The sequence below is a fragment of the Pseudomonas sp. Root329 genome (assembly GCF_001424925.1).
Classification (GTDB): domain Bacteria; phylum Pseudomonadota; class Gammaproteobacteria; order Pseudomonadales; family Pseudomonadaceae; genus Aquipseudomonas; species Aquipseudomonas arabinosi.
In genome coordinates, this window is the sequence record NZ_LMCV01000019.1 from 17221 (window position 1) to 41152 (window position 23932).

Annotated in this window: 26 protein-coding genes and 1 tRNA gene; 10 read left to right on the forward strand and 17 right to left on the reverse strand. The window is 58.6% G+C overall.

The annotated features are described in order from the left end of the window. The first annotated feature begins 76 nt into the window (after nt 1-76). The 3 genes from ASC74_RS16650 (at nt 77) to ASC74_RS16660 (ending at nt 3263) form a co-directional block, all read left to right on the forward strand. Nucleotides 77-1261 carry a cyanate transporter gene (locus ASC74_RS16650; protein ID WP_056742537.1) on the forward strand — a complete coding sequence of 395 codons (1185 nt, stop codon included), beginning with the start codon at nt 77-79 and terminating at the stop codon, nt 1259-1261. 16 nt (nt 1262-1277) lie between these two features. Beyond that, nucleotides 1278-2195, forward strand: a complete 918-nt coding sequence (locus tag ASC74_RS16655; protein WP_056742539.1) for a DMT family transporter — start codon at nt 1278-1280, stop codon at nt 2193-2195. A gap of 132 nt (nt 2196-2327) precedes the next feature. Then, nucleotides 2328-3263 (forward strand): LysR family transcriptional regulator, encoded by a 936-nt coding sequence (locus ASC74_RS16660; RefSeq protein WP_046046111.1) that lies wholly within the window; start codon nt 2328-2330, stop codon nt 3261-3263. A 3-nt stretch (nt 3264-3266) separates the two neighbouring features. On the opposite strand, the gene ASC74_RS16665 is transcribed toward ASC74_RS16660, so the two are convergent. From ASC74_RS16665 to ASC74_RS16680, 4 genes are all read right to left on the reverse strand, one after another. Continuing rightward, a complete protein-coding gene (locus ASC74_RS16665) occupies nt 3267-3632 on the reverse strand; it encodes a 5-carboxymethyl-2-hydroxymuconate Delta-isomerase (protein WP_056742541.1) in 366 nt (121 codons plus the stop codon). Nucleotides 3633-3689: 57 nt separating this feature from the next. Beyond that, nucleotides 3690-4613, reverse strand: a complete 924-nt coding sequence (locus ASC74_RS16670) for a LysR family transcriptional regulator (protein ID WP_056742543.1) — start codon at nt 4611-4613, stop codon at nt 3690-3692. A gap of 170 nt (nt 4614-4783) precedes the next feature. Continuing rightward, nucleotides 4784-4975 carry a YegP family protein gene (locus ASC74_RS16675; protein ID WP_056742545.1) on the reverse strand — a complete coding sequence of 64 codons (192 nt, stop codon included), beginning with the start codon at nt 4973-4975 and terminating at the stop codon, nt 4784-4786. A gap of 290 nt (nt 4976-5265) precedes the next feature. Next, nucleotides 5266-5610: a hypothetical protein gene (locus tag ASC74_RS16680; RefSeq protein ID WP_056742606.1), complete on the reverse strand. Its 345-nt coding sequence runs from the start codon at nt 5608-5610 to the stop codon at nt 5266-5268. Between the two features lie 204 nt (nt 5611-5814). Here ASC74_RS16680 and ASC74_RS16685 point away from each other — a divergent pair, with 204 nt between their 5' ends. Then, a complete protein-coding gene (locus ASC74_RS16685) occupies nt 5815-7062 on the forward strand; it encodes an MFS transporter (RefSeq protein WP_056742548.1) in 1248 nt (415 codons plus the stop codon). An 84-nt stretch (nt 7063-7146) separates the two neighbouring features. Here ASC74_RS16685 and ASC74_RS16690 read toward each other — a convergent pair. The 5 genes from ASC74_RS16690 to dapA form a co-directional block, all read right to left on the reverse strand. Further along, a tRNA-Ser gene (locus tag ASC74_RS16690) sits at nt 7147-7236 on the reverse strand. Between the two features lie 83 nt (nt 7237-7319). Beyond that, nucleotides 7320-8033, reverse strand: a complete 714-nt coding sequence (purC, locus tag ASC74_RS16695) for a phosphoribosylaminoimidazolesuccinocarboxamide synthase (protein ID WP_008034929.1) — start codon at nt 8031-8033, stop codon at nt 7320-7322. A 28-nt stretch (nt 8034-8061) separates the two neighbouring features. After that, complete coding sequence (locus tag ASC74_RS16700) at nt 8062-8820, reverse strand: MBL fold metallo-hydrolase (protein WP_008153089.1); 759 nt, start codon at nt 8818-8820, stop codon at nt 8062-8064. A gap of 4 nt (nt 8821-8824) precedes the next feature. Next, entirely contained in the window at nt 8825-9940 is a 1116-nt protein-coding gene (gene bamC, locus ASC74_RS16705; RefSeq protein ID WP_056742549.1) for an outer membrane protein assembly factor BamC, read from the reverse strand. Nucleotides 9941-9957: 17 nt separating this feature from the next. Then, nucleotides 9958-10836: a 4-hydroxy-tetrahydrodipicolinate synthase gene (dapA, locus tag ASC74_RS16710; RefSeq protein ID WP_046046122.1), complete on the reverse strand. Its 879-nt coding sequence runs from the start codon at nt 10834-10836 to the stop codon at nt 9958-9960. A gap of 329 nt (nt 10837-11165) precedes the next feature. On the opposite strand from dapA, the gene ASC74_RS16720 reads away from it, so the two are divergent. Next, entirely contained in the window at nt 11166-11726 is a 561-nt protein-coding gene (locus tag ASC74_RS16720; protein ID WP_008034925.1) for a glycine cleavage system protein R, read from the forward strand. Nucleotides 11727-11736: 10 nt separating this feature from the next. After that, complete coding sequence (locus ASC74_RS16725; RefSeq protein WP_008153083.1) at nt 11737-12210, forward strand: peroxiredoxin; 474 nt, start codon at nt 11737-11739, stop codon at nt 12208-12210. Nucleotides 12211-12344: 134 nt separating this feature from the next. Here ASC74_RS16725 and ASC74_RS16730 read toward each other — a convergent pair whose 3' ends face one another. Together ASC74_RS16730 and ASC74_RS16735 are read right to left on the reverse strand one after the other, a co-directional pair. Further along, the gene (locus ASC74_RS16730; RefSeq protein ID WP_046046124.1) at nt 12345-13415 is read right to left on the reverse strand and encodes an AI-2E family transporter; all 1071 of its coding nucleotides are present in this window, start codon (nt 13413-13415) and stop codon (nt 12345-12347) included. A gap of 31 nt (nt 13416-13446) precedes the next feature. Continuing rightward, nucleotides 13447-13686 (reverse strand): sulfurtransferase TusA family protein, encoded by a 240-nt coding sequence (locus ASC74_RS16735; protein WP_020300476.1) that lies wholly within the window; start codon nt 13684-13686, stop codon nt 13447-13449. Between the two features lie 98 nt (nt 13687-13784). On the opposite strand from ASC74_RS16735, the gene ASC74_RS16740 reads away from it, so the two are divergent. Then, nucleotides 13785-15218, forward strand: coding sequence for a M48 family metalloprotease (locus ASC74_RS16740; RefSeq protein WP_056742551.1), 1434 nt, complete (start codon nt 13785-13787; stop codon nt 15216-15218). 75 nt (nt 15219-15293) lie between these two features. Here the strand turns inward: ASC74_RS16740 and ASC74_RS16745 are convergent, their stop codons facing one another. The 4 genes from ASC74_RS16745 to rpoE form a co-directional block, all read right to left on the reverse strand. Next, complete coding sequence (locus ASC74_RS16745; protein WP_056742553.1) at nt 15294-16721, reverse strand: DegQ family serine endoprotease; 1428 nt, start codon at nt 16719-16721, stop codon at nt 15294-15296. A gap of 181 nt (nt 16722-16902) precedes the next feature. Beyond that, nucleotides 16903-17856 carry a MucB/RseB C-terminal domain-containing protein gene (locus tag ASC74_RS16750; protein WP_056742555.1) on the reverse strand — a complete coding sequence of 318 codons (954 nt, stop codon included), beginning with the start codon at nt 17854-17856 and terminating at the stop codon, nt 16903-16905. 8 nt (nt 17857-17864) lie between these two features. Then, entirely contained in the window at nt 17865-18452 is a 588-nt protein-coding gene (locus ASC74_RS16755; RefSeq protein WP_033054066.1) for a sigma-E factor negative regulatory protein, read from the reverse strand. 30 nt (nt 18453-18482) lie between these two features. Next, nucleotides 18483-19064 (reverse strand): RNA polymerase sigma factor RpoE, encoded by a 582-nt coding sequence (gene rpoE / locus ASC74_RS16760; RefSeq protein ID WP_007944079.1) that lies wholly within the window; start codon nt 19062-19064, stop codon nt 18483-18485. Between the two features lie 558 nt (nt 19065-19622). Here rpoE and nadB point away from each other — a divergent pair. Then, the gene (nadB, locus tag ASC74_RS16765; protein ID WP_046046129.1) at nt 19623-21239 is read left to right on the forward strand and encodes an L-aspartate oxidase; all 1617 of its coding nucleotides are present in this window, start codon (nt 19623-19625) and stop codon (nt 21237-21239) included. On the opposite strand, the gene ASC74_RS31170 is transcribed toward nadB, so the two are convergent. After that, nucleotides 21208-21660: a protein YgfX gene (locus tag ASC74_RS31170; protein WP_082555836.1), complete on the reverse strand. Its 453-nt coding sequence runs from the start codon at nt 21658-21660 to the stop codon at nt 21208-21210. The two genes, nadB and ASC74_RS31170, sit on opposite strands and share 32 nt — an antisense overlap. After that, on the reverse strand, nt 21644-21898 hold the full coding sequence (locus ASC74_RS16770) for an FAD assembly factor SdhE (RefSeq protein ID WP_007944081.1): 255 nt from the start codon (nt 21896-21898) through the stop codon (nt 21644-21646). The genes ASC74_RS31170 and ASC74_RS16770 overlap by 17 nt, the downstream gene beginning before the upstream one ends. A gap of 149 nt (nt 21899-22047) precedes the next feature. On the opposite strand from ASC74_RS16770, the gene ygfZ reads away from it, so the two are divergent. Continuing rightward, nucleotides 22048-22989, forward strand: a complete 942-nt coding sequence (ygfZ, locus tag ASC74_RS16775) for a CAF17-like 4Fe-4S cluster assembly/insertion protein YgfZ (protein ID WP_056742557.1) — start codon at nt 22048-22050, stop codon at nt 22987-22989. 34 nt (nt 22990-23023) lie between these two features. Next, complete coding sequence (locus ASC74_RS16780; protein ID WP_046046131.1) at nt 23024-23845, forward strand: HDOD domain-containing protein; 822 nt, start codon at nt 23024-23026, stop codon at nt 23843-23845. Nucleotides 23846-23932 lie beyond the last annotated feature (87 nt).

The window sequence follows — 23932 nt, forward strand, 5'->3', positions numbered from 1 at the left end:
CTGCTTCGGACTTTCTGATTTGCGGCCCTCAGGCCTCGCGCGCCTAATCGGCTCCTTGTCATTCAAGGTCCGATAGATGGAAAACGTTCGCGCAACCTCTCGCCCCGCCCTCTGGCTGATGTTCAGCATCATTCTTGTCGCCCTGAACCTGCGGCCTTCCATGGCCGCCGTTGGTCCTTTGCTGTCGGCGATTCGCGGCGACATAACACTGAGTTTCAGCCTGGCCTCGCTGTTGACCATGCTGCCAGTGATGGCGATGGGGTTGGCGATGTTCTTTGGGCTGAGCGTCAGCCAACGAATCGGCGAACAACGCACCGTGGTGCTCTCGCTGCTGATCATCGGCGTGGCCACGGTGTCGCGGTTGTTCCTCGATTCAGCGGCCGAACTGATCCTCAGCGCCGTGCTGGCGGGTATCGGTATCGCGCTGATCCAGGCGTTGATGCCGGCGCTGATCAAATCCCGCTTCAGCGACAACGTTTCCGTGTGCATGGGGCTCTACGTCACATCGATCATGGGCGGCGCAGCGATTGCGGCGTCGTTTGCACCGCTGGTGATGATCCGTACCGGCAGCTGGCGCGTAGGCCTGGCGATCTGGGCGGCGCTGGCGCTGGTAGCGTTGCTGTTTTGGTGCGTGCAACGTGAAAGGCTGCCGGCGCAGCCTGCTCAGGCGCAGCGAAATGGCTCCTTCTTTGGTAATTCCCGCGCCTGGTTACTCGCCATCTTCTTCGGCCTGGGCACGGCGTCCTACACCTGCGTGCTGGCCTGGCTGGCGCCGTACTATGTGGAAAAGGGTTGGAGCGAACAAAATGCCGGGTTGCTGCTGGGTTTCTTGACCGCCATGGAAGTGTTGTCCGGCCTGCTGACACCGGCCATCGCCAACCGCAGCCGTGACCGGCGCGTGGTGCTGGTGGTGTTGCTGGCGTTGATCATGGCCGGTTTCTGCGGGCTTGTTCTCAGCCCGCAACACTTGAGCCTGTTGTGGCCCTGCCTGTTGGGGCTCGGCATCGGCGGGCTGTTCCCGATGAGTCTGATCGTGTCCCTGGATCATCTGGACAATCCCCAGCGTGCCGGTGGCCTGACCGCGTTCGTGCAAGGCATCGGCTACCTGATCGCCGGTCTCTCGCCGTTGATTGCCGGGTTGATCCGCGATCAGCTCGGCAGCTTCGAATGGGCCTGGTGGTCACTGACCGGCGTTATGGCACTGATGATCCTGATGGTCTTACGCTTCGATCCGCGGCATTACGCCCAACACATTCGCTGACCCAGGAACCCACCTCATGAAACACACCGGTTTCGCCGCCGCTCACGTCGGCATGCTGCTCTGGGCACTGTTGATCGCTGCATCGTTTTCTGCGGCAGCACAGGTCAGTCAGGCCATCGACCCGATCCTGCTGACCGGTTTGCGCCTGCTGTTCTGCGCCCTGGTATTTTTGCCGCTGCTGCTGTTCAAGGGCGATACCGCCATGACCGCCCGCGGACTGTTCGGCCATGCCGCGCTCGGCTTGTTGCTGGCGGTGTATTTCGGCTCGCTGTTCGAAGCACTGCGCTACACCTCGGCCGTCAATACCGGAACGATGTTCACCTTGGTGCCACTGCTGACATTGCTGTTCGAAGCCGTATTGATGCCCGACAGCAACCTGAAACAGCGGGTGCTGCCGATGCTGATTGCCGCTGCCGGGGCCGTGTTGCTGGTTTTGAAAGGCGCAGGCCCTGGTGAGCTGCCATCGCCGTATGCGGTGGCGGTGTATGGCGTCGGTTGCCTGGCGATGGCGCTCTACTCGCCCCTGAGTCAACGGCTCAAAGCCAGCAGCCTCAAGGGTCGCGGCCCGGTGGGCATGACTTTCTGGAACATGCTGTTCGGCGCGCTGTTTCTGCTGGCATTCTGTGGGTTCAGCGGCGGATGGCGATCGGCGTCATTGCTGACCGTGAGCGATTTCTGGTGGCTGATTTACCTGGCGGTGTTCGCCACGCTGGCGACCTTCTGGCTGCTGCATCGGGCCATCGGCGTTATCGCCCCTTCCTCGGTCATTTCCTACATTTACCTGAGCACGCTGTTCCTCACATTGTTCCACTGGTTCTGGTTACGTCAGTCGCCACTGCCACTGGAAATCATCGGCGCGCTGCTGGTGGGAGTCGGCATATGGGCACTGCTGATGTCCAGCCGCCGCGGGGAGCCTGCAGCCGTTCAGGGCTAAAGGCCTCTGGAACTGCCCCACAACTTTCCATGAAAACTCCTACAAGGCATTCTCCTGGCACCATCGTTCCGTTAGGATCACTCGCACAAGTTTGCGCACAGTCAGCGCAAGGAGCACAGCGAGACGGAACGGATGTTGAACAGTAACTTGCTTAGAAAGCTCGATATGCAGGACCTCATGGTGTTTATTGCCGTGTATGAGCAAAGCAGCGTCAGCGGTGTATCCGAGGCGCTCTGCGTCAGCCAGTCCACCGTGAGTTACTGCCTGAAAAAGCTGCGCACCAGCTTCGAAGACGAACTGTTCATCAATACCCGTGCGGGTATGCGCCCCACCTACAAAGCCAGCACCATGTACGCCCACGTGCTGAAGATCCTCGAAAGCATCAATCTGTGTCACGCCGGTGCGCCAGCATTCGACCCCACCCTGCAACCAGTCACCTTCAATATCTGCGCACCGGAATACTTCGAGCAGTTGATCCTGCCGCGTCTGTTGAAAAGCTTCGATTTCGCCGACCTGCCAGTGATGGTCAACATGCACAAGTTTGAAACCGACATCCCGGCCGAAGAGCTACGCGACGGCAGCCTCGACCTGGTGATTTGCTTCGGCCCGAACTTTCATCGCAATCACGGTGATTTCAAATCCCGGATGCTGCTGGAGGACGACCTTGTCTGTGTCTTCGATAAACGCGCCACACCGCCGGAGCCGCGTTTAAGCCTGCAAGCCTTCGTTGAACGCCGGCACGTGTTCCCGACACCCTGGACTTCCACCACCAACATGGTCGACGGCTGGCTGGCGCAGCAGGCGCAAAAACGGCAGATCGTCGCGCGTTCCAACAGCTACAGCGCGGCACTGAAGATGATCACCGGCACCGACTTCATCCTGACCCTGCCTCGGCGTATCCAGCAATTGCTGGCCAATGACGCGATCTTCAATCACTGCGAAGCGCCCAACGGCTTGCCGGGGTTCAGCCTCGACATGCAGTGGAGCCAGAATGCCGATCAGGACAGCGCCAACACCTGGCTGCGCGAGCAAGTGGTCAAGGCCTGCACCGAGCAGGAAATGGCCTGAATCTCAGTGGCTGATGGCTATCTTGGTGTAGGACTCTCGATCGATGTCGAGGATTTCCACGGCCAGTTGGACGTCAATGTCCGTCGGCCAATCACACAGCTCCTGCACCACAGCCAGCAAACTTTCGGACAACTGCTGCTTGATCTGCGGTGAGCGACCGCTCAACAGTGCCAGTTTCACATGCACAAAAGCTCGCTCACCCGACACCGTGCCGACCTTGAACGTCTCAACCTTAACCGCTCGGCTCTTGATGTCGTATTCGGCAGCAAACTGACCGGAAGCCACCAACGCATTATTAAGCCGAATCAACGCCACGTCGGCATTGAGCTCCGGCAGGTTGGCGGTGTATTCCATGTGCAGGTGAGGCATGACTGAGCTCCTGAAAGTGGGCAGAAAGGTCGTACATATAACACAGCATCGCCCTACTCACTCGGGCGGTAAAAGCGCGCGTTCACTCATGAACGCCTCCAGCCTCGACCTCAACCAGCGCTCGGCGGGGTCCGTATCGACATGACTGAGCCAGACCATGGACAGATCCAGGGTCGGCGCCTTGAACGGGAACGGTTCTTTGAACAGCTGGCCGGACGCGGCCATCGCTTCGGCGGCGTAATCCGGCAGACTGGCGATCAGATCGGTCCCGGCTAGCAAGGCCGGTAGCGAGCTGTATTGCGGCACGGAAAGGACGACTTGGCGCGTACGACCAATCTCCGCTAGCCACTCATCGGCGTAACCACTGACATTGGCAGTGTGGGAAACCAGCACGTGCGGTCGCGCGCAATATTCATCGAGCGTCAACGGTGTATCCGATGCGTCGGCGCGCAAAATGCTGGGCAGGATGTGCCGCAATAACTTGCGCTTGGCGTTGGCCGGCAGCCCGCGAGTCTGGCTGATACCCACCGTGATGTCGCCCGACGCCAGCAAATCCGGAATCCGCCAGTAATCGACATGCTGCACCACGAACACCACCTTGGGTGCTTCCTGGCGCAAGGCACGCAGCAACGGCGGCAGCAGGCCAAACTCGACATCGTCCGACAGCCCGATACGAAAGGTCATGGTACTGCTGGCGGGGTCGAAATCATGGGTCAGGCTCAACGCCACCGACAACGAATCCAGCGCTGGCGACAGGTGCAGAATAATCTCCTCGGCCCGCGCCGTCGGCTCCATACGATGCCCGACACGAATGAACAGCGGGTCGTTGAACATCGTGCGCAAGCGATTGAGTGCCGAACTGATGGTCGGCTGACCGAGAAACAACTTTTCCGCCACCCGGGTGACGTTACGTTCGAGCATCAGCGTTTCAAACACCACCATCAGGTTGATGTCGGCCTTGCGTAGTTCGTTACGATTCATCCACTGACCCCGCTCCCAAATCTGATGACAGTTTAGGTAGGTGTCGCAATCGGCGTCTATGCGACTCAAGCAGTTTGCGCTTAATTCGGATTCAGGCAGCGGCACTCACAACCGTAAGACCGCCCGTTGAAACGAAGCTGCTCTGACCGAGCAGCTTCACCGCCTGAAGCCTAGATTTCCTTGACCGGGGTCTGATCGTGGGTCCCTTGAATCAAACTGATGGCATGCACACAATCAGACTTGTTGACGTAAGCCTCCCCGCTGGCAATCGTTTCATGATTTCCCGCCCTCAAACGCCACCGCCATTGACCTTTGCCGGTCTGTGCGATGCCACGGGTTTGCCTGTAAATCTCAAAATACATTGCTCGCTCCTTGCGATTGCTGATGACGGCAGATCAGTGACCTGCGAAACCAGAGTAGATGAGGTCTTTTTGAGGCAGGGTCTTTCAATGTCAGGGGATGTTTCGCAGATATAGACTTGAATTGCGGGACGACCAATGGATTCGGGGGGCGGTAAATTGGGTGACTGCGCCGAGTAACTTTTCCCTTGAAGATGCATATTTTTCTTACGCTGCGATGCTGTCTGTTCCGACGCAAAAACTCTGATTCGAGCCTTTGGCGATCGCCCAGTCATCCATGCCATACAGACTGTTCACTGATTTTTCTGCTGAGTTGAATCGTCAGCTGACAGGACCAAAGGCTGTTCTTCCATCAGCACGGCATCTTCCTCAAGTTCTGTTTGAGGTTGAGCCGCTACCGTGGTGGTGACTGAGTCAGGATGGGGTAGGAAAACCCGCACAGCCCTTTCAATCAGTGAAAGGATTCCATAGGTGATGAAGCCAAAGATCAGTCCGACAACCACAATGCTCAAAGGGTGCATCTGCTCTGCGTCGGGACTTTCCAGCATGTAGCTAAAAGCCTGAACAGCAACGGCCAGGCAGGCTGAAAATGCTGCCACCAGTTTCACAAACACCCAAATCCGTCGCCATCTGTTCATGCACTCCCCCGTCATCCGGTGATTTGCCCTGTATTGCATGATAGCTAATGACCAGGGTTACACCGAAAGCCAGGGACATTGCGTAACTGTTTGATCGAAATCACTCGTTGATACAGCGTATGTTGGCGGAGGTAGCGGCAACACGGCTGCAGGGGTGCGAGGCGCTATTAGATGTCTACGCCAAACAGGCTTTCGAGGCTCATGATGAAAACCACTGACAAGTCGGGTGGCACTTCGACTACTGCGCCAATCGAGAAGGCGTCAACCGGCAATGTCTGGCGCACCATGCCTGGCGGCATCTGGGCATTGGGCTTCGTCTCGATGCTGATGGACATCTCCTCAGAGATGATCCATGCATTGTTGCCGCTCTATATGGTCACCGTACTGGGTACCTCCGTTCTGGCGGTGGGTCTCATCGAAGGCATAGCCGAGGCTACGGCCTCGATCACCAAGGTATTCTCCGGGGCACTCAGCGATCGATTGGGCAAGCGCAAACTGCTCGCGGCGCTGGGCTATGGACTGGGGGCACTGTCCAAACCGATCTTTCCTTTGGCGGGCTCGCTGGACTGGCTGATCGGGGCGCGTTTTATCGACCGCATTGGCAAAGGTATTCGCGGCGCCCCGCGCGATGCGTTGGTCGCCGACATCACGCCGCCCGAGATACGGGGGGCAGCTTTCGGCCTGCGGCAAACTCTGGATACCGTGGGTGCATTCCTGGGACCGTTGCTGGCGATCGGATTGATGTGGCTAACCGCGAACCACTTTCAGACTGTGTTCTGGGTGGCCGTCATCCCGGCCTTCCTTGCCGTCGCGGTGCTGCTGGTGTTCGTTCATGAGCCCAAACAAGTGGAAGGGACGCACCGGGTGCGTGCGCCTTTGAGCCGGCGGGAATTAGCCCGACTGGGTGCTGGCTACTGGTGGGTAGTGGGTGTCGCTGCGGTATTCACCCTGGCGCGTTTCAGCGAAGCCTTTCTGATTCTGCGCGGTCAGGCTGTCGGGCTGGCGCCGATGTGGGCACCAGCGGTGCTTGTCCTGATGGGGGTGGCGTACTCACTGTCAGCCTATCCCGCCGGGGCCTTGTCTGATCGTGTCAGCCGCGTAGCGGTGCTCGGCGCAGGGCTGGTATTGCTGATTGCTGCCGACCTGACTCTGGCGTTCGCGCCGGATATCGGAGGCCTGGTCGTTGGCGTCGTTCTATGGGGGCTGCACATGGGGTTTACCCAAGGGATATTCGCCGCCCTGATCGCCGATTGCGCGCCGGCTGAACTGCGCGGGACGGCATTTGGCATGTTCAATCTGTTGACCGGGTTGACCTTGCTGCTGGCCAGCGTCATCGCTGGGGCGTTGTGGGACACGGTAGGCTTCCAGGGCACTTTCTTGATGGGAGGGGGCTTTGCTGTTCTGACGTTGCTGGGACTGTGGGTGATCCAGGCGAGAGTTCAGGTTCGTTAGCAAAGAGCGACCTGAACGAAATACCAGAAACGAAAAAGCCCCTGAAATGTTTAACCATTTCAGGGGCTTAGTCTTATTCAATAATGGCGGAGAGATAGGGATTCGAACCCTAGGTACCGGTGAAGGTACAACGGATTTCGAATCCGTCCCATTCGGCCACTCTGGCATCTCTCCAACGGCGCGCATCATAACAACACTTTTGCCGGAAGCGAACCCCCTAAGCGAAATTTTTCCGTGCTATCAGATGCTTGCGTCGATTAAAGCGGTACGCCCAGACGATTGGCGACTTCTTCGTAGGCTTCGATGACGTCACCGAGGCCCTGACGGAAGCGGTCCTTGTCCATTTTCTTGCCGGTGGCTTTGTCCCACAGACGGCAGCCGTCCGGGCTGAATTCGTCGCCCAGGACGATGGAGCCGTCGGAGAACACACCGAATTCCAGTTTGAAGTCGACCAGCAGCAGGCCGGCGTCGTCGAACAGTTTGCTCAGGACTTCGTTGACCTTGAGCGACAGTTCTTTCATGCGAACCAGTTGCTCGGCGGTGCCCCAACCGAAGGCCACGACGTGGGATTCGTTGATGAACGGGTCGCCCTTGGCGTCGTCCTTCAGGAACAGTTCGAAGGTGTAAGGGTTGAGCTTCATGCCTTCTTCGACGCCCAGGCGCTTGACCAGGCTGCCGGCGGCGTAGTTACGCACGACGCACTCGACCGGGATCATGTCGAGTTTTTTCACCAGGCATTCATTGTCGCCCAGCAGTTTGTCGAATTGAGTCGGCACGCCGGCTGCTTCGAGTTTCTGCATGATGAAGGCGTTGAACTTGTTGTTCACCATGCCTTTGCGGTCGAGCTGCTCGATGCGCTTGCCGTCGAACGCCGAAGTGTCGTTGCGAAACAGCAGGATCAAGCGGTCAGCGTCGTCGGTCTTGAAAACCGATTTGGCTTTGCCGCGGTAGAGTTCTTCACGTTTTTCCATGATGGGCTCCGCTTGCTAAGTAGGTGGGCTAGGCGATGTGTCGCCAGTCGAGCCCTGAATCTTGATCGGCCAGTTGCAGCCAGTCCGGGTCGCACCCGAGGGTGTCGACAAAACATTGCCGGGCCAGCTGCGGCAGGTTGTTCTTGCTGCTCAGATGGGCCAGGACCAGGTGTTGCAGGCCTTGCCAGCCCAACTCGGACACCAGGAATGCCGCCTGATGGTTGTTCAAATGCCCCAGTTCACCGCCTACCCGCTGCTTGAGAAAGTACGGGTAGTGACCGCGAGCCAGCATGTCACGGCAATGGTTGGACTCGATCATCAACGCATCGAGGTCCCGATAGCCGTCCAGCACCTTGTTGCAATACGAGCCCAGGTCGGTCAACAGGCCAAAACGCCGCTCACCGTCACTGAAGACGTATTGCGTCGGCTCCTGTGCATCATGGGCCACGGCAATGACGCCGATGCTCAGTGCGCCGATCTGCAGTTGCTCGCCGCCGGCCAGAAGGCCAGCCGGTTCAATTGGTTTGCGCATCCCGCGCAGGGTACCGCGACTGAGGTAGACAGGCAGATTGTAGCGCCGAGACAGTAAACCCACGCCATGCACGTGGTCGGCATGTTCGTGGGTCACGAGTATCGCGCTCAGCTGCGCAGGGTTCACACCCAGGCGCAGCAGGCGTTTTTCGGTTTCCCGCAGGGAGAAACCACAATCCACCAGCACATACGTGTCAGCGCTGGCTATCAGCGTGCCGTTCCCTTGGCTACCGCTGCCGAGAACGGCAAAACGCATGTGATCAGCCCAGGTTGTCCTGAATCACGCTCAATACCTTGCGCGCCACATCTGCCGGCGCCACGGTGTTGATGTTTTTCTCGACGGTGACCTGGACGTTTTCGCCGACCTTGCTCAGGCGAACCTGATAACGCTCGGCACGGGCTTCAACTTCTTCCTTGCTCGGCGCGCTGCCGAACAGGCCGCTGAAGAAACCAGGTTTCTCGTCTTTCTTCTCGGCTTTTTCAGACAGGTTGATGTAGTACAAACCCAGACTGCGGTTGATGTCTTCAACGCGCCATTCGCCCTGTTCCAGCGCACGACCGACGCTCGACCAGGCACGATCCAGGTCGGTGCCGACGTTCAGGACAGGGTTACCGCTGCCGTCTTCGCTCAGGCTGACACGACTTGGCGTATCGGAGTCACGCGAAGCCAGCATGGAGACCGAACCGCCCTTCTCCGAGGTGCGGCTCATGCTCGCGAGCATGTCGTCGACCAGTGCCGCGTCCAGGCCAGTGTTGACCGAACGGTTGGTGAAGGCCACGTCGGAGGTGCTACCGGCAGGACGCTCGGCGCTGACCACGTAGATTTCACTGGTGTTGCGCTGCACGCCTGGCTCGATGCGGACCCGCACGCGGGTTTCGCTGTCGGCGCCGACACCGGCTGCGCTCAGGCGCTTGGCCATCGCGGCGGACAGTTCGTCGGAATGCTGCCAGGTGGTGGTGAATTCGCCGGTTTGCGGACGCTGTTCGTCCAGACGGAAACCGTTGTCCTGGAAGAACTGCACGGCCACTGGCCAGGCTTCGGCCGGCGGGTTCTGAGCGACGATCCAACGCGAATCACCGGTCTTTTGCAGGGAGTAGGCGCTGGCGTCAGCCGCTGCCGACAACGGCTGCGGACGAGGAACGATGTACTCGCCCTTGACGGTGTCATCGGCCACGTTGCGCGGGATCGGCAACAGCGGATCCAGACGTTTGGCGGTGCTGACATCCGGCGGCATTTGCATGGGTGCAGTCTGTTGCGCTTCCAGGTAATCGCTACCGCGGTCACGGAAATAACCTTCCGGGCCCCAGACCCATCCGCAGCCACTGGTGCTGGAGATGATCAAGGCAAGTGCGGAAAGTCCGGCCAATCGCTTCATGCGTAGTACTTCCTCAATTAAACCAGGACGCTGCACTGGCGCAGGGCCGTGCGAAGCGTTTCATGACAAGGTGCGCTCAGCCAGGTCAGCGGCAGGCGAATGCCTTCGTGCATCAGGCCCATTTCGACCAAAGCCCACTTCACCGGAATCGGGTTGGCTTCGATGAACAGATCCTTGTGCAGCGGCATCAATTTTTCGTTGATTGCCCGTGCAGTCTCGGCGTCGCCCTTGAGCGCGGCCTCGCACAGGTCAGCCATTTCGCGCGGGGCGACGTTGGCGGTGACGGAGATGTTGCCCTTGCCGCCCATCAGGATCAGCTCGACAGCGGTCGGATCATCGCCGGACAGCACGATGAAGTCCTTGCTCACGCCATCAAGGATTGCCTTGGCACGCTTCATGTCGCCGGTGGCTTCCTTGATACCGATGATGTTCGGCACAGTGGACAGGCGAATCACGGTCTCGGCCTGCATGTCGCAGGAGGTGCGGCCAGGAACGTTGTAGAGGATCTGTGGAATGTCGACCGCTTCAGCAATGTGCTTGAAGTGCAGGTACAAACCTTCCTGGGTCGGCTTGTTGTAGTACGGAACGACCAGCAGACAGGCGTCGGCGCCGGCCTCTTTGGCGTTGCGAGTCAGTTCTACGGCTTCGCGGGTCGAGTTGGCGCCGGTACCGGCGATGACCGGAATACGGCCATTGACCTGCTTGACCACGGCCTTGATGACGGCGATGTGTTCGTCTACATCGAGGGTTGCCGACTCGCCGGTAGTACCGACCGCGACAATGGCATGGGTGCCGTTTTCAAGGTGGAAGTCCACGAGTTTGCTGAGGCTGTCCCAGTCAAGACGCCCTTGTGCATCCATGGGTGTGACCAGTGCCACCATACTGCCCGCAATCATGAAACCGCTCCTGCCGGAAAAAGAGAGCGGTAATGGTACTGGCGCCAAGATGCTTGCACAAGCGAAGTACTGCGCTGCTGCCATTCCCCTTGGCGCTGCTTTTCGCTACCCTTCAGACTTTGATCGGTACTGATAAGCTCGTACGCCGGGTTCCAGCCTCCATTTTCGGCATCACAAGCCCCGATCCAGCGTTGCCACCCCTCGCTCTTGCCACTCTGGAGCACGTTGCAACCTTGCGGCTCGGGTTTTTTGAATTCGCATCCGCAGGCTCGCTCCCGGTAAAAAAAGCCCGTAGAAGTATCGACCGCTCATCGCTTTAGGAATGCTGCATGTCCACCCCCACAGTTCGCGAACAATTCCTTGTCATCAGTGCCCTCGGCGCCAACCCCATGGAGCTGACTAACGTCCTGTGCCGCGCCAGCCATGAAAACCGCTGCGCCGTGGTCACCTCTCGCCTGACGCGTCATGGCGAGTGCAGTGCGTTGATCCTCGAGATCTCCGGCAGCTGGGACGCCCTGGCGCGCCTCGAAGGCAGCCTGCCGAGTCTCGCCAAGAAGCACGCCTTTACGGTCAATGTGGTACGCAGCGCCGCGCTGGAGAATCGTCCTCAGGCCCTGCCATACGTCGCCTATGTCAGCTCGGCTTACCGCTCGGACATCATTAATGAGCTGTGCCAGTTCTTCATGGACCACAACGTCGAACTCGAGAACCTGACCTGCGACACCTATCAGGCTCCGCAAACCGGCGGCACTATGCTCAATGCCACGTTTACCGTGACCTTGCCGGCCGGCGTGCAGATCAGCTGGCTGCGCGATCAGTTCCTGGATTTCGCCGACGCGCTGAACCTGGATGCCCTGATCGAACCGTGGCGCCCACAAAACCCAATGTAAGGAAACTTTCATGGCCGTTGCCATCGACCAACCGGTTGCCGACTTCGAAGCACCCGCCACCAGCGGGCAGACCGTCAACCTCGCGAGCCTCAAAGGCAAGCAGGTGGTGATTTACTTCTATCCGAAGGACAGCACGCCAGGCTGCACCACTCAGGGTCAGGGCTTTCGTGATCAGCTTGATGCGTTTAAAGCCGCCAACACCGAAGTCTTCGGCGTGTCCCGCGACAGCCTTAAATCACACGAAAACTTCAAGGCCAAGCAGGCGTTCACCTTCGAGCTGATCAGCGACAAGGAAGAAGCACTCTGCCAGCAGTTCGACGTGATCAAACTGAAAAAGCTCTACGGCAAGGAATACATGGGCGTTGATCGCAGCACGTTCCTGATCGACAAGGACGGCGTGCTGCGTCAGGAATGGCGCGGAGTGAAGGTGCCGGGCCATGTGGATGCTGTTCTGGCTGCCGCTCAGGCGTTAAACAAAGCCTGAACATTTGGTGTCCTCTCGGACGCTATCGCGAGCAAGCTCGCTCCCACATTGGTTTTGTGTTCACACAGATCAAATGTGGGACCGAGCTTGCTCGGGATGAGGCCATCAGCCCCACCCTCCATTCTGGCTAGCTGTTAAAGCAGCGGCGCGACTTCTGGCTCCTTGCGCGGCCATGCATCCAGTACGGCCTTGAACAGGGTTGCTAGCGGAATCGCAAAGAACACCCCCCAAAAGCCCCACAGCCCGCCAAACAACAACACCGCGCAGATGATCGCCACCGGATGCAGATTGACCGCTTCCGAAAACAACAGCGGCACCAGCACGTTGCCGTCCAGCGTCTGGATGATCCCGTAGACCGCCATCAAATAGATGAACTGATCGCTCCAGCCCCACTGGAACAACGCAATCAGCATGACCGGCACGGTCACCACCACGGCACCGACGTAAGGCACCACCACCGACACGCCCACCAGTAACGCCAGCAGTGCCGCGTAGTTGAGGCCCAGAACAACGAAACCGATGTAGGTCACGCCACCGCAAATGAAAATCTCGATGACCTTGCCGCGAATGTAGTTGGCGATCTGCCGGTTCATCTCGTGAGCGACGCGGGTGATCAGCGCCCGCTCACGGGGCAAGTAACCCCGCACCCACTGACCGATCATCTCCCGGTCCTTGAGAAAGAAAAACACCAGGATCGGCACCAGCACCAGGTAGATCATGATGTTCACCAGCAGCGGCAGACTCGACAGCGAGAACGTCAGCGCCCACTGACCGAACTTGCCAATCTCGCCCCGCGCCACTTCGATGGCTTGCAGCACCTGCTCGTCGGACACCAGATGCGGGTAGCGTTCAGGCAGCAGCAATAACAGCGACTGCCACTTGGCGAGCATGCCGGGTAACTCGTTGAACAGCGTGATCAACTGATGCCAGAGCAACGGCACTACAACCACGATGAACACCAGCAATAGCCCCATGAACAACGCAAAGACCAACCCCACCGCCACCCCGCCCGGCATGCGCAGGCGCTCTAGAGTGACGACCAAGCCTTGCATCAGATACGCCAGCACCATCCCGGCCAGCACCGGTGCGAGCATGCCGCCCAGCGTCAGCACGGCGGTAAACGCCAGAAACAGCAGGACCGCCAGCACAACGGCCTCTTCATCGGAGAAGTAGCGCTGAATCCAGTCGCGTAACACTTTGAACATCAATAATCCTTAGAAACGAACGCAGCAGAATTCAGGCTTTTTTCAACCAGTAGCGGTAAACACCCGCTTCATCTTCTTCACGAAGCAGCGTATGACCCGCCAATCGGGCAAAGGTGCGGAAGTCGCGCTGTGAGCCCGCATCGGTGGCGATTACCTTCAGCACTGCGCCGCTGGCCAGTCGATTGAGCTCCAGCTTGGCCTTTAGTAACGGCAAGGGGCAATTCAGGCCGCTGGCGTCGAGCTCGGCGTCATGGGCTACAGCGTCGGTCATTGCATCACTCCGGGGGCAGGTGGTCGAGTGGCTAGAATATCTGGTCCGAAGCGTAGTGTCCGGCTACAGTAAGGTCTTTGTCGACTAAGGCTTTGTGCATGACTTTTTTGCGCCCTACCCTGCTGACGCTCGCTTGCCTGCTCGCCTCACCGGGCTTCGCCGACGACCTGCCGTCACTCGGCGACGCCAGTTCTGCCATCGTCTCGCCGCAACAGGAATACCAGTTGGGTCGCGCGTGGCTCGCGCTGTTGCGCAGCCAGGTTTCACAGCTCAACGATCCACAGCTCAAGGACTACGTCGAATCCAGCGTCTACCGGCTGGTAGAGACCAGCCAGGTCAATGACCGGCGCCTGGAATTCATCCTGATCAACAGCCCGCAACTCAACGCCTTCGCGGCACCGGGCGGCATTGTCGGGGTTAACGGCGGCTTGTTCCTCAATGCCCAGACCGAAGGCGAATACGCCTCGGTACTCGCTCACGAATTGGCTCACTTGTCGCAGCGCCACTTTGCCCGTGGCGTCGAAGCCCAACAGCGCATGCAGGTGCCGATGATGGCCGCGCTGCTGGCCGGGATCGTGATTGCCGCAGCTGGCGCCGGCGACGCCGGGATCGCTGCCATTGCAGGCACGCAGGCGGCAGCCATTCAGGAACAGCGGCGTTTCTCTCGCCAGAACGAACAGGAAGCTGACCGCATCGGCATCCTCAATCTGGAAAAGGCTGGTTACGACCCGCGCTCAATGCCGACCATGTTCGAGCGATTGGCGCGCCAATACCGCTTCGACGCCAAGCCACCGGAATTTCTGCTGACTCACCCGGTGACCGAGTCGCGGATCGCTGACACCCGCAACCGCGCCGAACAGGCAAAACCCGGCGGCATCGAAGACACGATGCGTTATCAGTTGATTCGTGCACGGGTCCAGTTGATCTATGAAGAAACCCCGGGCCTGGGCGCCAAACGCTTTCGCGCCCAGCTTGATGAAAACCCGAAAAACGATGTCGCTCGCTATGGCCTGGCCATCGCCCAGATCAAGGGCGGCCAGCTGAATGAAGCACGGGAAAACCTCAAGTTGCTGCTGGCCAAGTCGCCGAACGAGATCATCTACAACCTGGCGCAGGTCGATCTGGACATCACCAACAATCGCCTGCCGGACGCCCAGTCCCGGGTTGACCGAATGTTGACGCAGTATCCCGGCAACTATCCGCTGAATTCGGTGCGTGTTGACCTGCTGCTCAAGCAGAACCGTGCGCCGGAAGCGGAAAAAGCACTGGAGAATCTGCTCAAGAGCCGTCCGGACGATCCGGACGTCTGGTACATGGTGGCCGAGACTCGCGGCCTGTCAGGCAACATCATCGGCCTGCATCAGGCCCGCGCCGAGTATTTCGCCCTGGTCGGGGATTACCGTCAGGCCATTCAGCAACTGGACTTCGCCAAGCGCAAGGCAGGCACCAACTTCCCGCTGTCATCGCGGATCGATGCACGGCAACGTGAGCTGATGGAGCAAGAGCGCATGATCAAGGACATGATGGGCTGACGCTTGTCAGAAAAAATTTCAGACATAAAAAAACCGCCTCTTTCGAGGCGGTTTTTTATTCAGCCAACAACCGGATTATTCAGCCAGTTTGAAGGTGATGAAGCTGGCGCGACCTTGACGCAGAACCCGCATCGACACCGAGCGGTTCTTCGGCAGCGCCTTGGCGATATCCGTGAACTCCTTGGTGGAACCGATTGCCTGATTGTTCAGGTGAGTGATCACATCGCCTGGCTGCAGGCCAATCAGAGAAGCAGGACCGTCCTGGACTTCCTTGATGACGACGCCGCCCTTGAGGTCGTAGGTTTTCTTCTGTTCATCCGTCAGCTCGACCACGGAAACACCCAGCCGGTTGCTGCTGCGCTCGGTGCTGGATTTCGGCAGTGCATCCAGCTCTTTGCCTTCTTCCGGGATAGCGCCGACAGTCAACTCGACATTCTTGCGCTTACCTTCACGAATCACTTCCAGATCAGCTTTCGAGCCGGCCTTCAGCGCGCCCACCAGATGCGGCAGATCGGCGGACATGACGATCGGTTGGCCGTTCATGCTCAGGATTACGTCCCCTACTTGCAGGCCACCCTTGGCAGCCGGGCCGTCATCCTGGATCTGAGCCACCAGCGCGCCGGCTGGCTTCTCCAGACCGAACGACTCGGCCAGGTCCTTGTTCACTTCCTGTATCACCACACCCAACCAGCCACGGCTGACTTTGCCGCCGCTTTTGAGCTGATTGGAAACGTCCATGGCTACGTCGATAGGGATCGCAAACGACACGCCCATGAAGCCGCCGGAACGGGTGTAGATCTGCGAGTTGATGCCCACCACTTCACCGGCCAGGTTGAACAGCGGACCACCCGAGTTACCCGGGTTGATCGGCACGTCGGTCTGGATGAACGGCACATAGTTTTCGTTCGGCAGGCTGCGACCGATGGCGCTGACGATACCTTGGGTCACGGTATGGTCAAAACCGAATGGCGAGCCAATTGCCACAACCCATTGGCCGGCCTTCAGGTCCTGGGATTTGCCGAGCTTGAGGACCGGCAGATCCTTGCCTTCGATTTTCAGCAGAGCCACGTCGGAACGCGGATCGGTGCCAACCAGTTTGGCTTTCAATTCGCTGCGGTCAGCGAGGCGGACGAGGATTTCGTCTGCATCGGCAATCACATGGTTGTTGGTCAGGATGTAGCCATCAGACGAGATGATGAAACCCGACCCCAGGGATTGGGCTTCGCGTTGACGATCACCGCGGGGCGTACGCGGCTGTGGCGGCATACCGCGCTCGAAGAACTCGCGCAACATGGGCGGCAAGCCTTCAAGGTCGGGCATCTGCTCGCTCACTTTGCGATCCGGCAGTTTCTGCGTGGTACTGATGTTTACCACCGCGGGCGAGGCCTGCTCGACCAACTGTGTGAAGTCAGGCAACTCGGCCGCTTGAACAGCGACCGCCTGACCAAGCACCAGCACGGTGGCAAAAATAGAGAGATAAGACTTCAAGCGTGGTATCGACATACGGCTCCCGTTACGACGAGCATGGTTAAGCGATATGGAGCAAGGAACACCGGGAACGATACGCCGGTATTTTTGTTCCGGGAACAACAAACAAGGCCAGAGCCGAGGGGCTCTGACCTATAGAAAAAATCGGGGATATTTGCAAGTTGAAATGCTCACCAAACATTTCGATTTCAGCTCACTACTTGGTTGCAGTGGCGTCGCTGCGCATGGATAGCGCAATCCGTTCGGCGGTGCCAATCGGAATCTCACCGACCACGGTCACCATCATCTCGCCTTGCGGGGTAGTCAAGCGTCGGGAAACTGCAACGGTCGGCCCCAACTGAGTGCGAGTGTCAGTAATTGTTGCGCCATTCAACGGCTCAAGGAAAACCGAGAAACGGGCCAGACCATCGTCATACATCAGACTGTTGACTTGGGTTTTGGTCTCTGGATCCTTGCGGGAGGTACTGCTGGTCAGCTCGAAACCAGGCGGTAACCAGTCCGAACGCCATACTTGCGCCGCCTTGATTGCAGAAGCCTTGTCGCTGTCGAGGGCAACCGTTTTGCAATCGGCGCCAGGCTGCAAGTCGCTGTCGGACGGACCATCGGTGGTGAGTTGTGTGAACTGGAATCGCTCCAGCAACTGCCCTTTTTCATTCAGAAGCAATGATTTGAGAGGCAGGCCGGTTTCTTTATCCAGATGCAATTCAAAACCGTAGCGGTGTTGATCGCGAGGCGTCAGTGAAACGATCACTGCCGCACGCCCGGCCACACGCGACTTGCCAATGACGGCAAGGTCGTACCAATTCTTTATCTTTTGTGGATCGAGTGCACGAGCAGAGGAGCTGGGGGAATCTCCAAGCCCAGCTATCAGAATGCCGCTGACGCATTGAGTACGCCCATCAATGCGCACGACTTCCTGTGCCGAGCCGTCGAGCTGGAGTAAACGCTCGCGGACCTTGCCATCCTGGACGCGGTGCCAGATGTTGTGGGTAGAAAAACTACCGTTACGCTCGTAGACGAATGTACCGTGAAAGCTTTGCTGTTGCTCGGCTTGGCCCAGACGGGTCAACCAGTCCTGGGCTTCATCAGCATGGGCTGGAACAACAAACCAGCCACCGAGCAGAAGCGTAAGTAGAGGGATGGCGCGCATGATCCTCCTTAACGGTTTTCCAGACTTGCTGCACGAGCGTAAGGCAGAGCGCTCTCAGTACCTTTCAGTGCAGCTTGTTGAGCATGTTGGCGCAAGTAGCCTGGCAGACGCTGATCGTGCCAGCCTGGCTGACCTTGCAATACGCCGTTGGCCATAGGGCCAGTGGCTTCCGAACTCTCATTGTAGCCTGCTAATACAGCTGGACCCTTGACCTGAGGAACGGCCAGACCCGGTTGACTGGATTGCTGAGCCAGTTCGACCCCTGCGATCTCGTCCTGGTTATACAGACGAACACCTGCCAGTACGGCGAGGGTTACCGAAGCAGCGACCGCCAGACGACCCAGGCTGCGCCATGGACCACGGGAGGCTTTTGCCGGTACAGCTTCGTCAGCCAGCGCAGCAGAGACTGCCGCAGCGATATCCAGACGTGGAAGCAGCAAGTCCTTGTGCATAACTGCCCGAGCGATTTGATAACGAGCCCAGGTATCACGGGTTTCAACATCGTCAAAGGCATTCAATACCCGACGCAATTCCAATTCGTCCGCTTCGTTATCCATCACTGCGGACAGCGATTCCTGCAGGGCTTCACGACTCATGGCGTTCCTCTCTTGGCTGTCGCCGCTGTCTCAGTTTTCCTGCAACAACGGCTGCAGGGCTTTATCGATGGCTTCCCGAGCGCGGAAAATCCGGGAGCGCACGGTACCCACCGGACACTGCATGACGGCCGCAATGTCCTCGTAACTCAGACCATCGAATTCACGTAAAGTTAAAGCCGTACGCAAATCTTCTGGCAGTTGCTGAATGGTTCGATGGACGGTGCCTTCGATCTCATCCCGCAGCAATGCACGTTCTGGCGACTCGAGATCCTTGAGGCCATGATCGCCATCGTAGAACTCTGCATCCTCGGAACTGACATCGCTATCCGGCGGCCGACGGCCGCGTGAAACCAGATAGTTTTTCGCCGTGTTGATGGCGATGCGGTAAAGCCACGTATAAAACGCGCTGTCCCCGCGAAAATTTCCAAGTGCACGGTACGCCTTGATAAAGGCTTCCTGCGCCACATCCTGGGCTTCATGGGTGTCGTGCACGAAACGCACGATCAACCCGAGAATTTTGTGCTGGTATTTCAGCACTAGCAGATCGAAAGCTCGCTTGTCGCCGCGCTGAACGCGTTCGACCAGCTGCTGATCCTCTTCCTGGGTTAGCATGAACACTCCTCGATAAGCTCGGAGGAGGCTTGCATAACTAAACAACCAGACTTGCAAACATAGACTCGGGCTTTTCGCAAAAGTTCTCCCCCTCCAAGCAAGTTTCCTGCGGGCTCTGATTTGGCACGCACGAAAAGCGCAGCGCGGGTCAACCCGGCTGCGCGAATAATCTTGTCATCGGATTCGCCGGCAAGGATCAAATCACAGATCCCGCGTTGAAGCCGACACTGTCCCTTGAATCAGGTAACGGTCTATTGATCTTGGGCCTTTGGCAAAAGTTCCAAATATTTATAGCTGCACAAGATCGACATTGTGCAACCGTGAATAGAAAAAGACTGTTAAATCGTTGATACAGTCGTCTTGTCGCCGAACCGGCCGAAAAACCATCCGACGAAGCGTCAGGTATTTTCCGTCACAGTAGTTTCACAATGCCATGTGTGCTCGCTATTGTGCCGCTCCCCCCCTCTATATACTAGGGGGCTGTGTGGCTGTCTTGACTCGCCGATCCAGGTGTCTTGCGCCAACCCCGACCCGGGTCGCTTTGAGCGGAATCCTGAAATGAGCCAACAGTTTCAACATGATGTTCTGGTCATTGGCAGCGGCGCTGCCGGTTTGAGCCTTGCGCTGACCTTGCCCGGTCATTTGCGCATCGCCGTACTGAGCAAAGGCGACCTCGCCAATGGCTCGACATTCTGGGCCCAGGGTGGCGTCGCTGCCGTCCTGGATGACACCGACACCGTTGAATCACATGTCGATGACACCCTCAATGCCGGCGGCGGCCTGTGCCACGAAGACGCCGTGCGCTTTACCGTCGAGCACAGTAAAGAGGCGATTCAATGGCTGATCGACCAAGGTGTGCCCTTCACCCGCGATGAACAGTCCGGCACCGAAGATGGCGGATTCGAGTTCCACCTGACCCGCGAAGGCGGTCACAGCCATCGGCGCATCATTCATGCCGCCGATGCCACGGGCGCAGCGATTTTCAGAACCTTGCTCGACAAAGCCCGGCAACGACCGAACATCGAACTGCTGGAGCAGCGAGTCGCGGTCGACCTGATCACCGAAAAGCGCCTGGGCCTTGAAGGTGATCGCTGCCTCGGCGCCTACGTCCTCAATCGCGGGACCGGTGAAGTCGACACCTACGCCGCTCGCTTTGTGATCCTCGCATCGGGCGGCGCAGCAAAGGTCTATCTCTATACCAGCAACCCCGACGGCGCCTGCGGTGATGGCATTGCCATGGCCTGGCGTTCGGGCTGCCGAGTGGCGAATCTGGAATTCAACCAGTTCCACCCCACTTGCCTGTATCACCCGCAAGCCAAGAGTTTCCTGATCACCGAAGCCCTGCGCGGCGAAGGTGCACACCTGAAGCTGCCCAACGGCGAACGCTTCATGCACCGCTTCGACCCTCGCGCCGAGCTGGCGCCGCGCGACATCGTCGCACGGGCCATCGACCATGAGATGAAGCGCCTGGGCGTCGATTGCGTCTATCTGGACATCAGCCACAAGCCGGAAGCGTTCATCAAGACTCACTTCCCGACGGTGTACGAACGCTGCCTCGAGTTCTCGATCGACATCACCAAGCAACCGATTCCGGTGGTTCCGGCGGCGCACTACACGTGCGGCGGCGTGATGGTCGATCAGCAGGGTCGTACCGACGTGCCGGGGCTATATGCCATTGGCGAAACCAGCTTCACCGGCCTGCACGGCGCCAACCGCATGGCCAGCAACTCGTTACTGGAGTGTTTCGTTTACGCGCGTTCGGCGGCGGCGGACATTCTTGAGCAGCTGCCGCAGGTTTCGATTCCGATCGCCCTGCCCGTCTGGGATGCGAGCCAGGTCACCGACTCCGATGAGGACGTGATCATTGCGCACAACTGGGACGAACTGCGGCGATTCATGTGGGACTACGTCGGCATTGTGCGCACCAACAAGCGCTTGCAACGGGCACAGCACCGCGTGCGTCTGTTGCTCGATGAAATCGACGAGTTCTATAGCAACTACAAGGTCAGTCGGGATTTGATCGAATTGCGTAACCTGGCCCAAGTGGCCGAGCTGATGATCCAGTCAGCCATGGAACGCAAGGAGAGTCGCGGTCTGCATTACACCCTCGACTATCCGAACATGCTGCCGGTCGCTCTGGACACTATTCTGGTGCCGCCCACCTACGTCGACTGAACGTGAGCCGAACCCGCAGGCGCCGGTGCAGATCCGCCGCCTGCGAGTCACGGGGAACGCAGATTGATCTGACCCGCCGCTCGTCTCGCAGTCGAAAACGCAGCACAACAAGCAAAGGTAGCGCCAGGCTGTCCGGTCGTAGCTGCACCGATTGCCAACCCTCCTCCTGATTCCACAACTGCCAGCCATCGGCATTGCGACGCAAGCCGCGAAATGCCCTTGGGTGTGTCAGCAGAATCTGTCGCGGTAACGCCCAAGCGCCGTGAGCCAGACAGCAAAAAGCGCCGAGCAGGCAGGCCCAGACCGGAATAGAGAGAAGGCACAGCGAACCCAGCGCGAACAGCTGGGCCAGAAGATACGCCGCCAGCAATTGCCGTGAGGCATGCCAGCGGCATTCGAACGCATTACTTGGGCTGGACACGATCCAGGATCATGCGAACCATGCGCTGAAGCTCCGGATCTTCCGATTCGGCACGTTCCATGAACCAGCCGAACATGTCCTGATCTTCGCATTCGAGCAGCTTGCGGTAGCAATCGCGGTCGACATCATTGAGGTGCGGATAGACCTCTTTCACGAACGGTACCAGCAACACGTCAAGCTCAAGCATGCCGCGGCGGCTGTGCCAGTAGAGGCGATTCAGTTCAACATCTTCGACCATGGAGCGCTCCTCAAATAGGCGGCAAGTATACAGCCCCAGGCACAGTCGAACACTCGGCTTTGGTCGGCCACCAACGATCCTTTGTGAACTACCCATTTCGAGAGCGCACCCTTATGATGTCCCCCAGACTCTTTACCCTGCGATGACCCATGGCCGATTCTGCTTTTTTCTGCACCCTGTCTCACGAAGGCGTTCTCGCAGTACGCGGCGCGGATGCCGGCAAATTCCTGCAAGGCCAATTGACCTGCAACCTCAATTACCTGAGTGATACCCAGGCCAGCCTCGGCGCCCGCTGCACGCAGAAGGGCCGGATGCAGTCGAGTTTCCGCATCCTGCTGGAAGGCGACGGCGTTCTGATGGCCATGGCTACCGAACTGCTGGAACCGCAACTGGCGGACCTGAAAAAGTACGCGGTGTTTTCCAAATCCAAACTGACCGACGAAAGCGCCGCTTGGGTCCGCTTCGGCGTGGGCCATGGCGATGCGGCACTGATCAGCCTCGGTCTCGAGCTTCCGGCCGACACCGACAGCGTCGCGCGCAATGACGGTTTGATCGCCATTCGCGTCTCGCCGGACCGCGCCGAACTCTGGGTCGCCGCCGAGCAGGCCGACCTCATAAAGGGCAAGCTGTCCGCCGTATTGGCCGAAGTCGATCTGAATCAATGGCTGTTGGGCCAGATCCGCGCAGGGATCGGTCAGGTCATGCCGAGCACGCGCGAGTTGTTCATCCCGCAGATGCTCAATCTGCAAGCCGTGGGTGGCGTGAGCTTCAAAAAAGGTTGCTACACCGGCCAGGAAATCGTCGCGCGCATGCAGTACCTGGGCAAACTCAAGCGCCGCTTGTATCGCCTGAAACTGGATGCCAACGAATTGCCTGAACCTGGCACACAATTGTTTTCCCCTACCCACGGCAGCTCTATCGGCGAAGTGGTGCTGGCCGCCAACGCCGGGCAAAACATTGAACTCCTGGCCGTGCTGCAAGCTGAAGCAGCGGAAGGGGGTGATATCCATCTGGGCGCGCTCGAAGGGCCAGCCCTGCACCTGCTCGACCTGCCTTACGAACTGGATCGCGATCGCGAAATCCAGCGTTAACAGCAGCATTGGTCGCAATACCTAGAGAAACGAAATGAGTGAGCTGGCGGAAAAGGTCCAACAGGATTTGGTTGAGGCCATCGATAACGATGACCTGGTTCTGCCAACGTTACCGGAAGTGGCCCTGCAGATTCGCAAGGCCGCTGAAGACCCGGAAATCAGTGTCAGCACCCTGAGCAAAGTGATCGGCCGCGATACCGCGCTGTCGGCGCGTCTGATCAAAGTGGTCAATAGCCCGCTGTTGCGCGCGACCCAGGAAGTCACTGACCTGCACACGGCAATCACTCGATTGGGCATCAACTACAGCAGCAACCTGGCCATCGGTCTGGTCATGGAACAGATTTTCCATGCCCGCTCCGAGGTGGTGGAACAGAAAATGCGCGATGTCTGGCGCAAAAGCCTGGAAATCGCCGGGATCAGCTATGCACTGTGCCGCAGGTACACGCAACTCAAGCCCGATCAGGCAGCCCTTGGCGGACTGGTGCACCAGATCGGTGTGCTGCCGATTCTGACCTACGCCGAAGATCACTATGAACTGCTGGCTGACCCGGTCAGCCTCAACCATGTGATCGATCACATTCATCCACTGCTCGGCGACAAACTGCTCAGGGTCTGGGAGTTTCCGGAGATGCTGGTACAGGTGCCGGGGCTTTATCTGGACTTCAATCGACAGTCCGAGCGGGTCGACTATGTCGATCTGGTGCAGGTGGCCAGCCTGTATTGCCACAAAGACACTGACCACCCCCTCGCGCGCATCGACGCATTCAGCGTGCCGGCGTTCAAAAAGCTGGGGATTGATCCGGAGAACGAGGCGATGTGCCGCGATCTGGAAGAGTCGCGGTCGATGTTCTATTAGTCGAGACCGCAGCGCCCCCTTCGCGAGCAAGCTCGCTCCCACACTTGACCGAGTTCTTCATGGAAAAATGCGATCGAATGTGGGAGC

Excerpts from the sequence above, each read along its gene's own strand:
- ASC74_RS16650 (WP_056742537.1), top strand. The coding sequence starts at position 77 with ATGGAAAACGTTCGCGCAACCTCTCGCCCCGCCCTCTGGCTGATGTTC.
- ASC74_RS16655 (WP_056742539.1), top strand. The coding sequence starts at position 1,278 with ATGAAACACACCGGTTTCGCCGCCGCTCACGTCGGCATGCTGCTCTGG.
- ASC74_RS16660 (WP_046046111.1), top strand. The coding sequence starts at position 2,328 with ATGTTGAACAGTAACTTGCTTAGAAAGCTCGATATGCAGGACCTCATG.
- ASC74_RS16665 (WP_056742541.1), bottom strand. The coding sequence starts at position 3,632 with ATGCCTCACCTGCACATGGAATACACCGCCAACCTGCCGGAGCTCAAT.
- ASC74_RS16670 (WP_056742543.1), bottom strand. The coding sequence starts at position 4,613 with ATGAATCGTAACGAACTACGCAAGGCCGACATCAACCTGATGGTGGTG.
- ASC74_RS16675 (WP_056742545.1), bottom strand. The coding sequence starts at position 4,975 with ATGTATTTTGAGATTTACAGGCAAACCCGTGGCATCGCACAGACCGGC.
- ASC74_RS16680 (WP_056742606.1), bottom strand. The coding sequence starts at position 5,610 with ATGAACAGATGGCGACGGATTTGGGTGTTTGTGAAACTGGTGGCAGCA.
- ASC74_RS16685 (WP_056742548.1), top strand. The coding sequence starts at position 5,815 with ATGAAAACCACTGACAAGTCGGGTGGCACTTCGACTACTGCGCCAATC.
- purC (WP_008034929.1), bottom strand. The coding sequence starts at position 8,033 with ATGGAAAAACGTGAAGAACTCTACCGCGGCAAAGCCAAATCGGTTTTC.
- ASC74_RS16700 (WP_008153089.1), bottom strand. The coding sequence starts at position 8,820 with ATGCGTTTTGCCGTTCTCGGCAGCGGTAGCCAAGGGAACGGCACGCTG.
- bamC (WP_056742549.1), bottom strand. The coding sequence starts at position 9,940 with ATGAAGCGATTGGCCGGACTTTCCGCACTTGCCTTGATCATCTCCAGC.
- dapA (WP_046046122.1), bottom strand. The coding sequence starts at position 10,836 with ATGATTGCGGGCAGTATGGTGGCACTGGTCACACCCATGGATGCACAA.
- ASC74_RS16720 (WP_008034925.1), top strand. The coding sequence starts at position 11,166 with ATGTCCACCCCCACAGTTCGCGAACAATTCCTTGTCATCAGTGCCCTC.
- ASC74_RS16725 (WP_008153083.1), top strand. The coding sequence starts at position 11,737 with ATGGCCGTTGCCATCGACCAACCGGTTGCCGACTTCGAAGCACCCGCC.
- ASC74_RS16730 (WP_046046124.1), bottom strand. The coding sequence starts at position 13,415 with ATGTTCAAAGTGTTACGCGACTGGATTCAGCGCTACTTCTCCGATGAA.
- ASC74_RS16735 (WP_020300476.1), bottom strand. The coding sequence starts at position 13,686 with ATGACCGACGCTGTAGCCCATGACGCCGAGCTCGACGCCAGCGGCCTG.
- ASC74_RS16740 (WP_056742551.1), top strand. The coding sequence starts at position 13,785 with ATGACTTTTTTGCGCCCTACCCTGCTGACGCTCGCTTGCCTGCTCGCC.
- ASC74_RS16745 (WP_056742553.1), bottom strand. The coding sequence starts at position 16,721 with ATGTCGATACCACGCTTGAAGTCTTATCTCTCTATTTTTGCCACCGTG.
- ASC74_RS16750 (WP_056742555.1), bottom strand. The coding sequence starts at position 17,856 with ATGCGCGCCATCCCTCTACTTACGCTTCTGCTCGGTGGCTGGTTTGTT.
- ASC74_RS16755 (WP_033054066.1), bottom strand. The coding sequence starts at position 18,452 with ATGAGTCGTGAAGCCCTGCAGGAATCGCTGTCCGCAGTGATGGATAAC.
- rpoE (WP_007944079.1), bottom strand. The coding sequence starts at position 19,064 with ATGCTAACCCAGGAAGAGGATCAGCAGCTGGTCGAACGCGTTCAGCGC.
- nadB (WP_046046129.1), top strand. The coding sequence starts at position 19,623 with ATGAGCCAACAGTTTCAACATGATGTTCTGGTCATTGGCAGCGGCGCT.
- ASC74_RS16770 (WP_007944081.1), bottom strand. The coding sequence starts at position 21,898 with ATGGTCGAAGATGTTGAACTGAATCGCCTCTACTGGCACAGCCGCCGC.
- ygfZ (WP_056742557.1), top strand. The coding sequence starts at position 22,048 with ATGGCCGATTCTGCTTTTTTCTGCACCCTGTCTCACGAAGGCGTTCTC.
- ASC74_RS16780 (WP_046046131.1), top strand. The coding sequence starts at position 23,024 with ATGAGTGAGCTGGCGGAAAAGGTCCAACAGGATTTGGTTGAGGCCATC.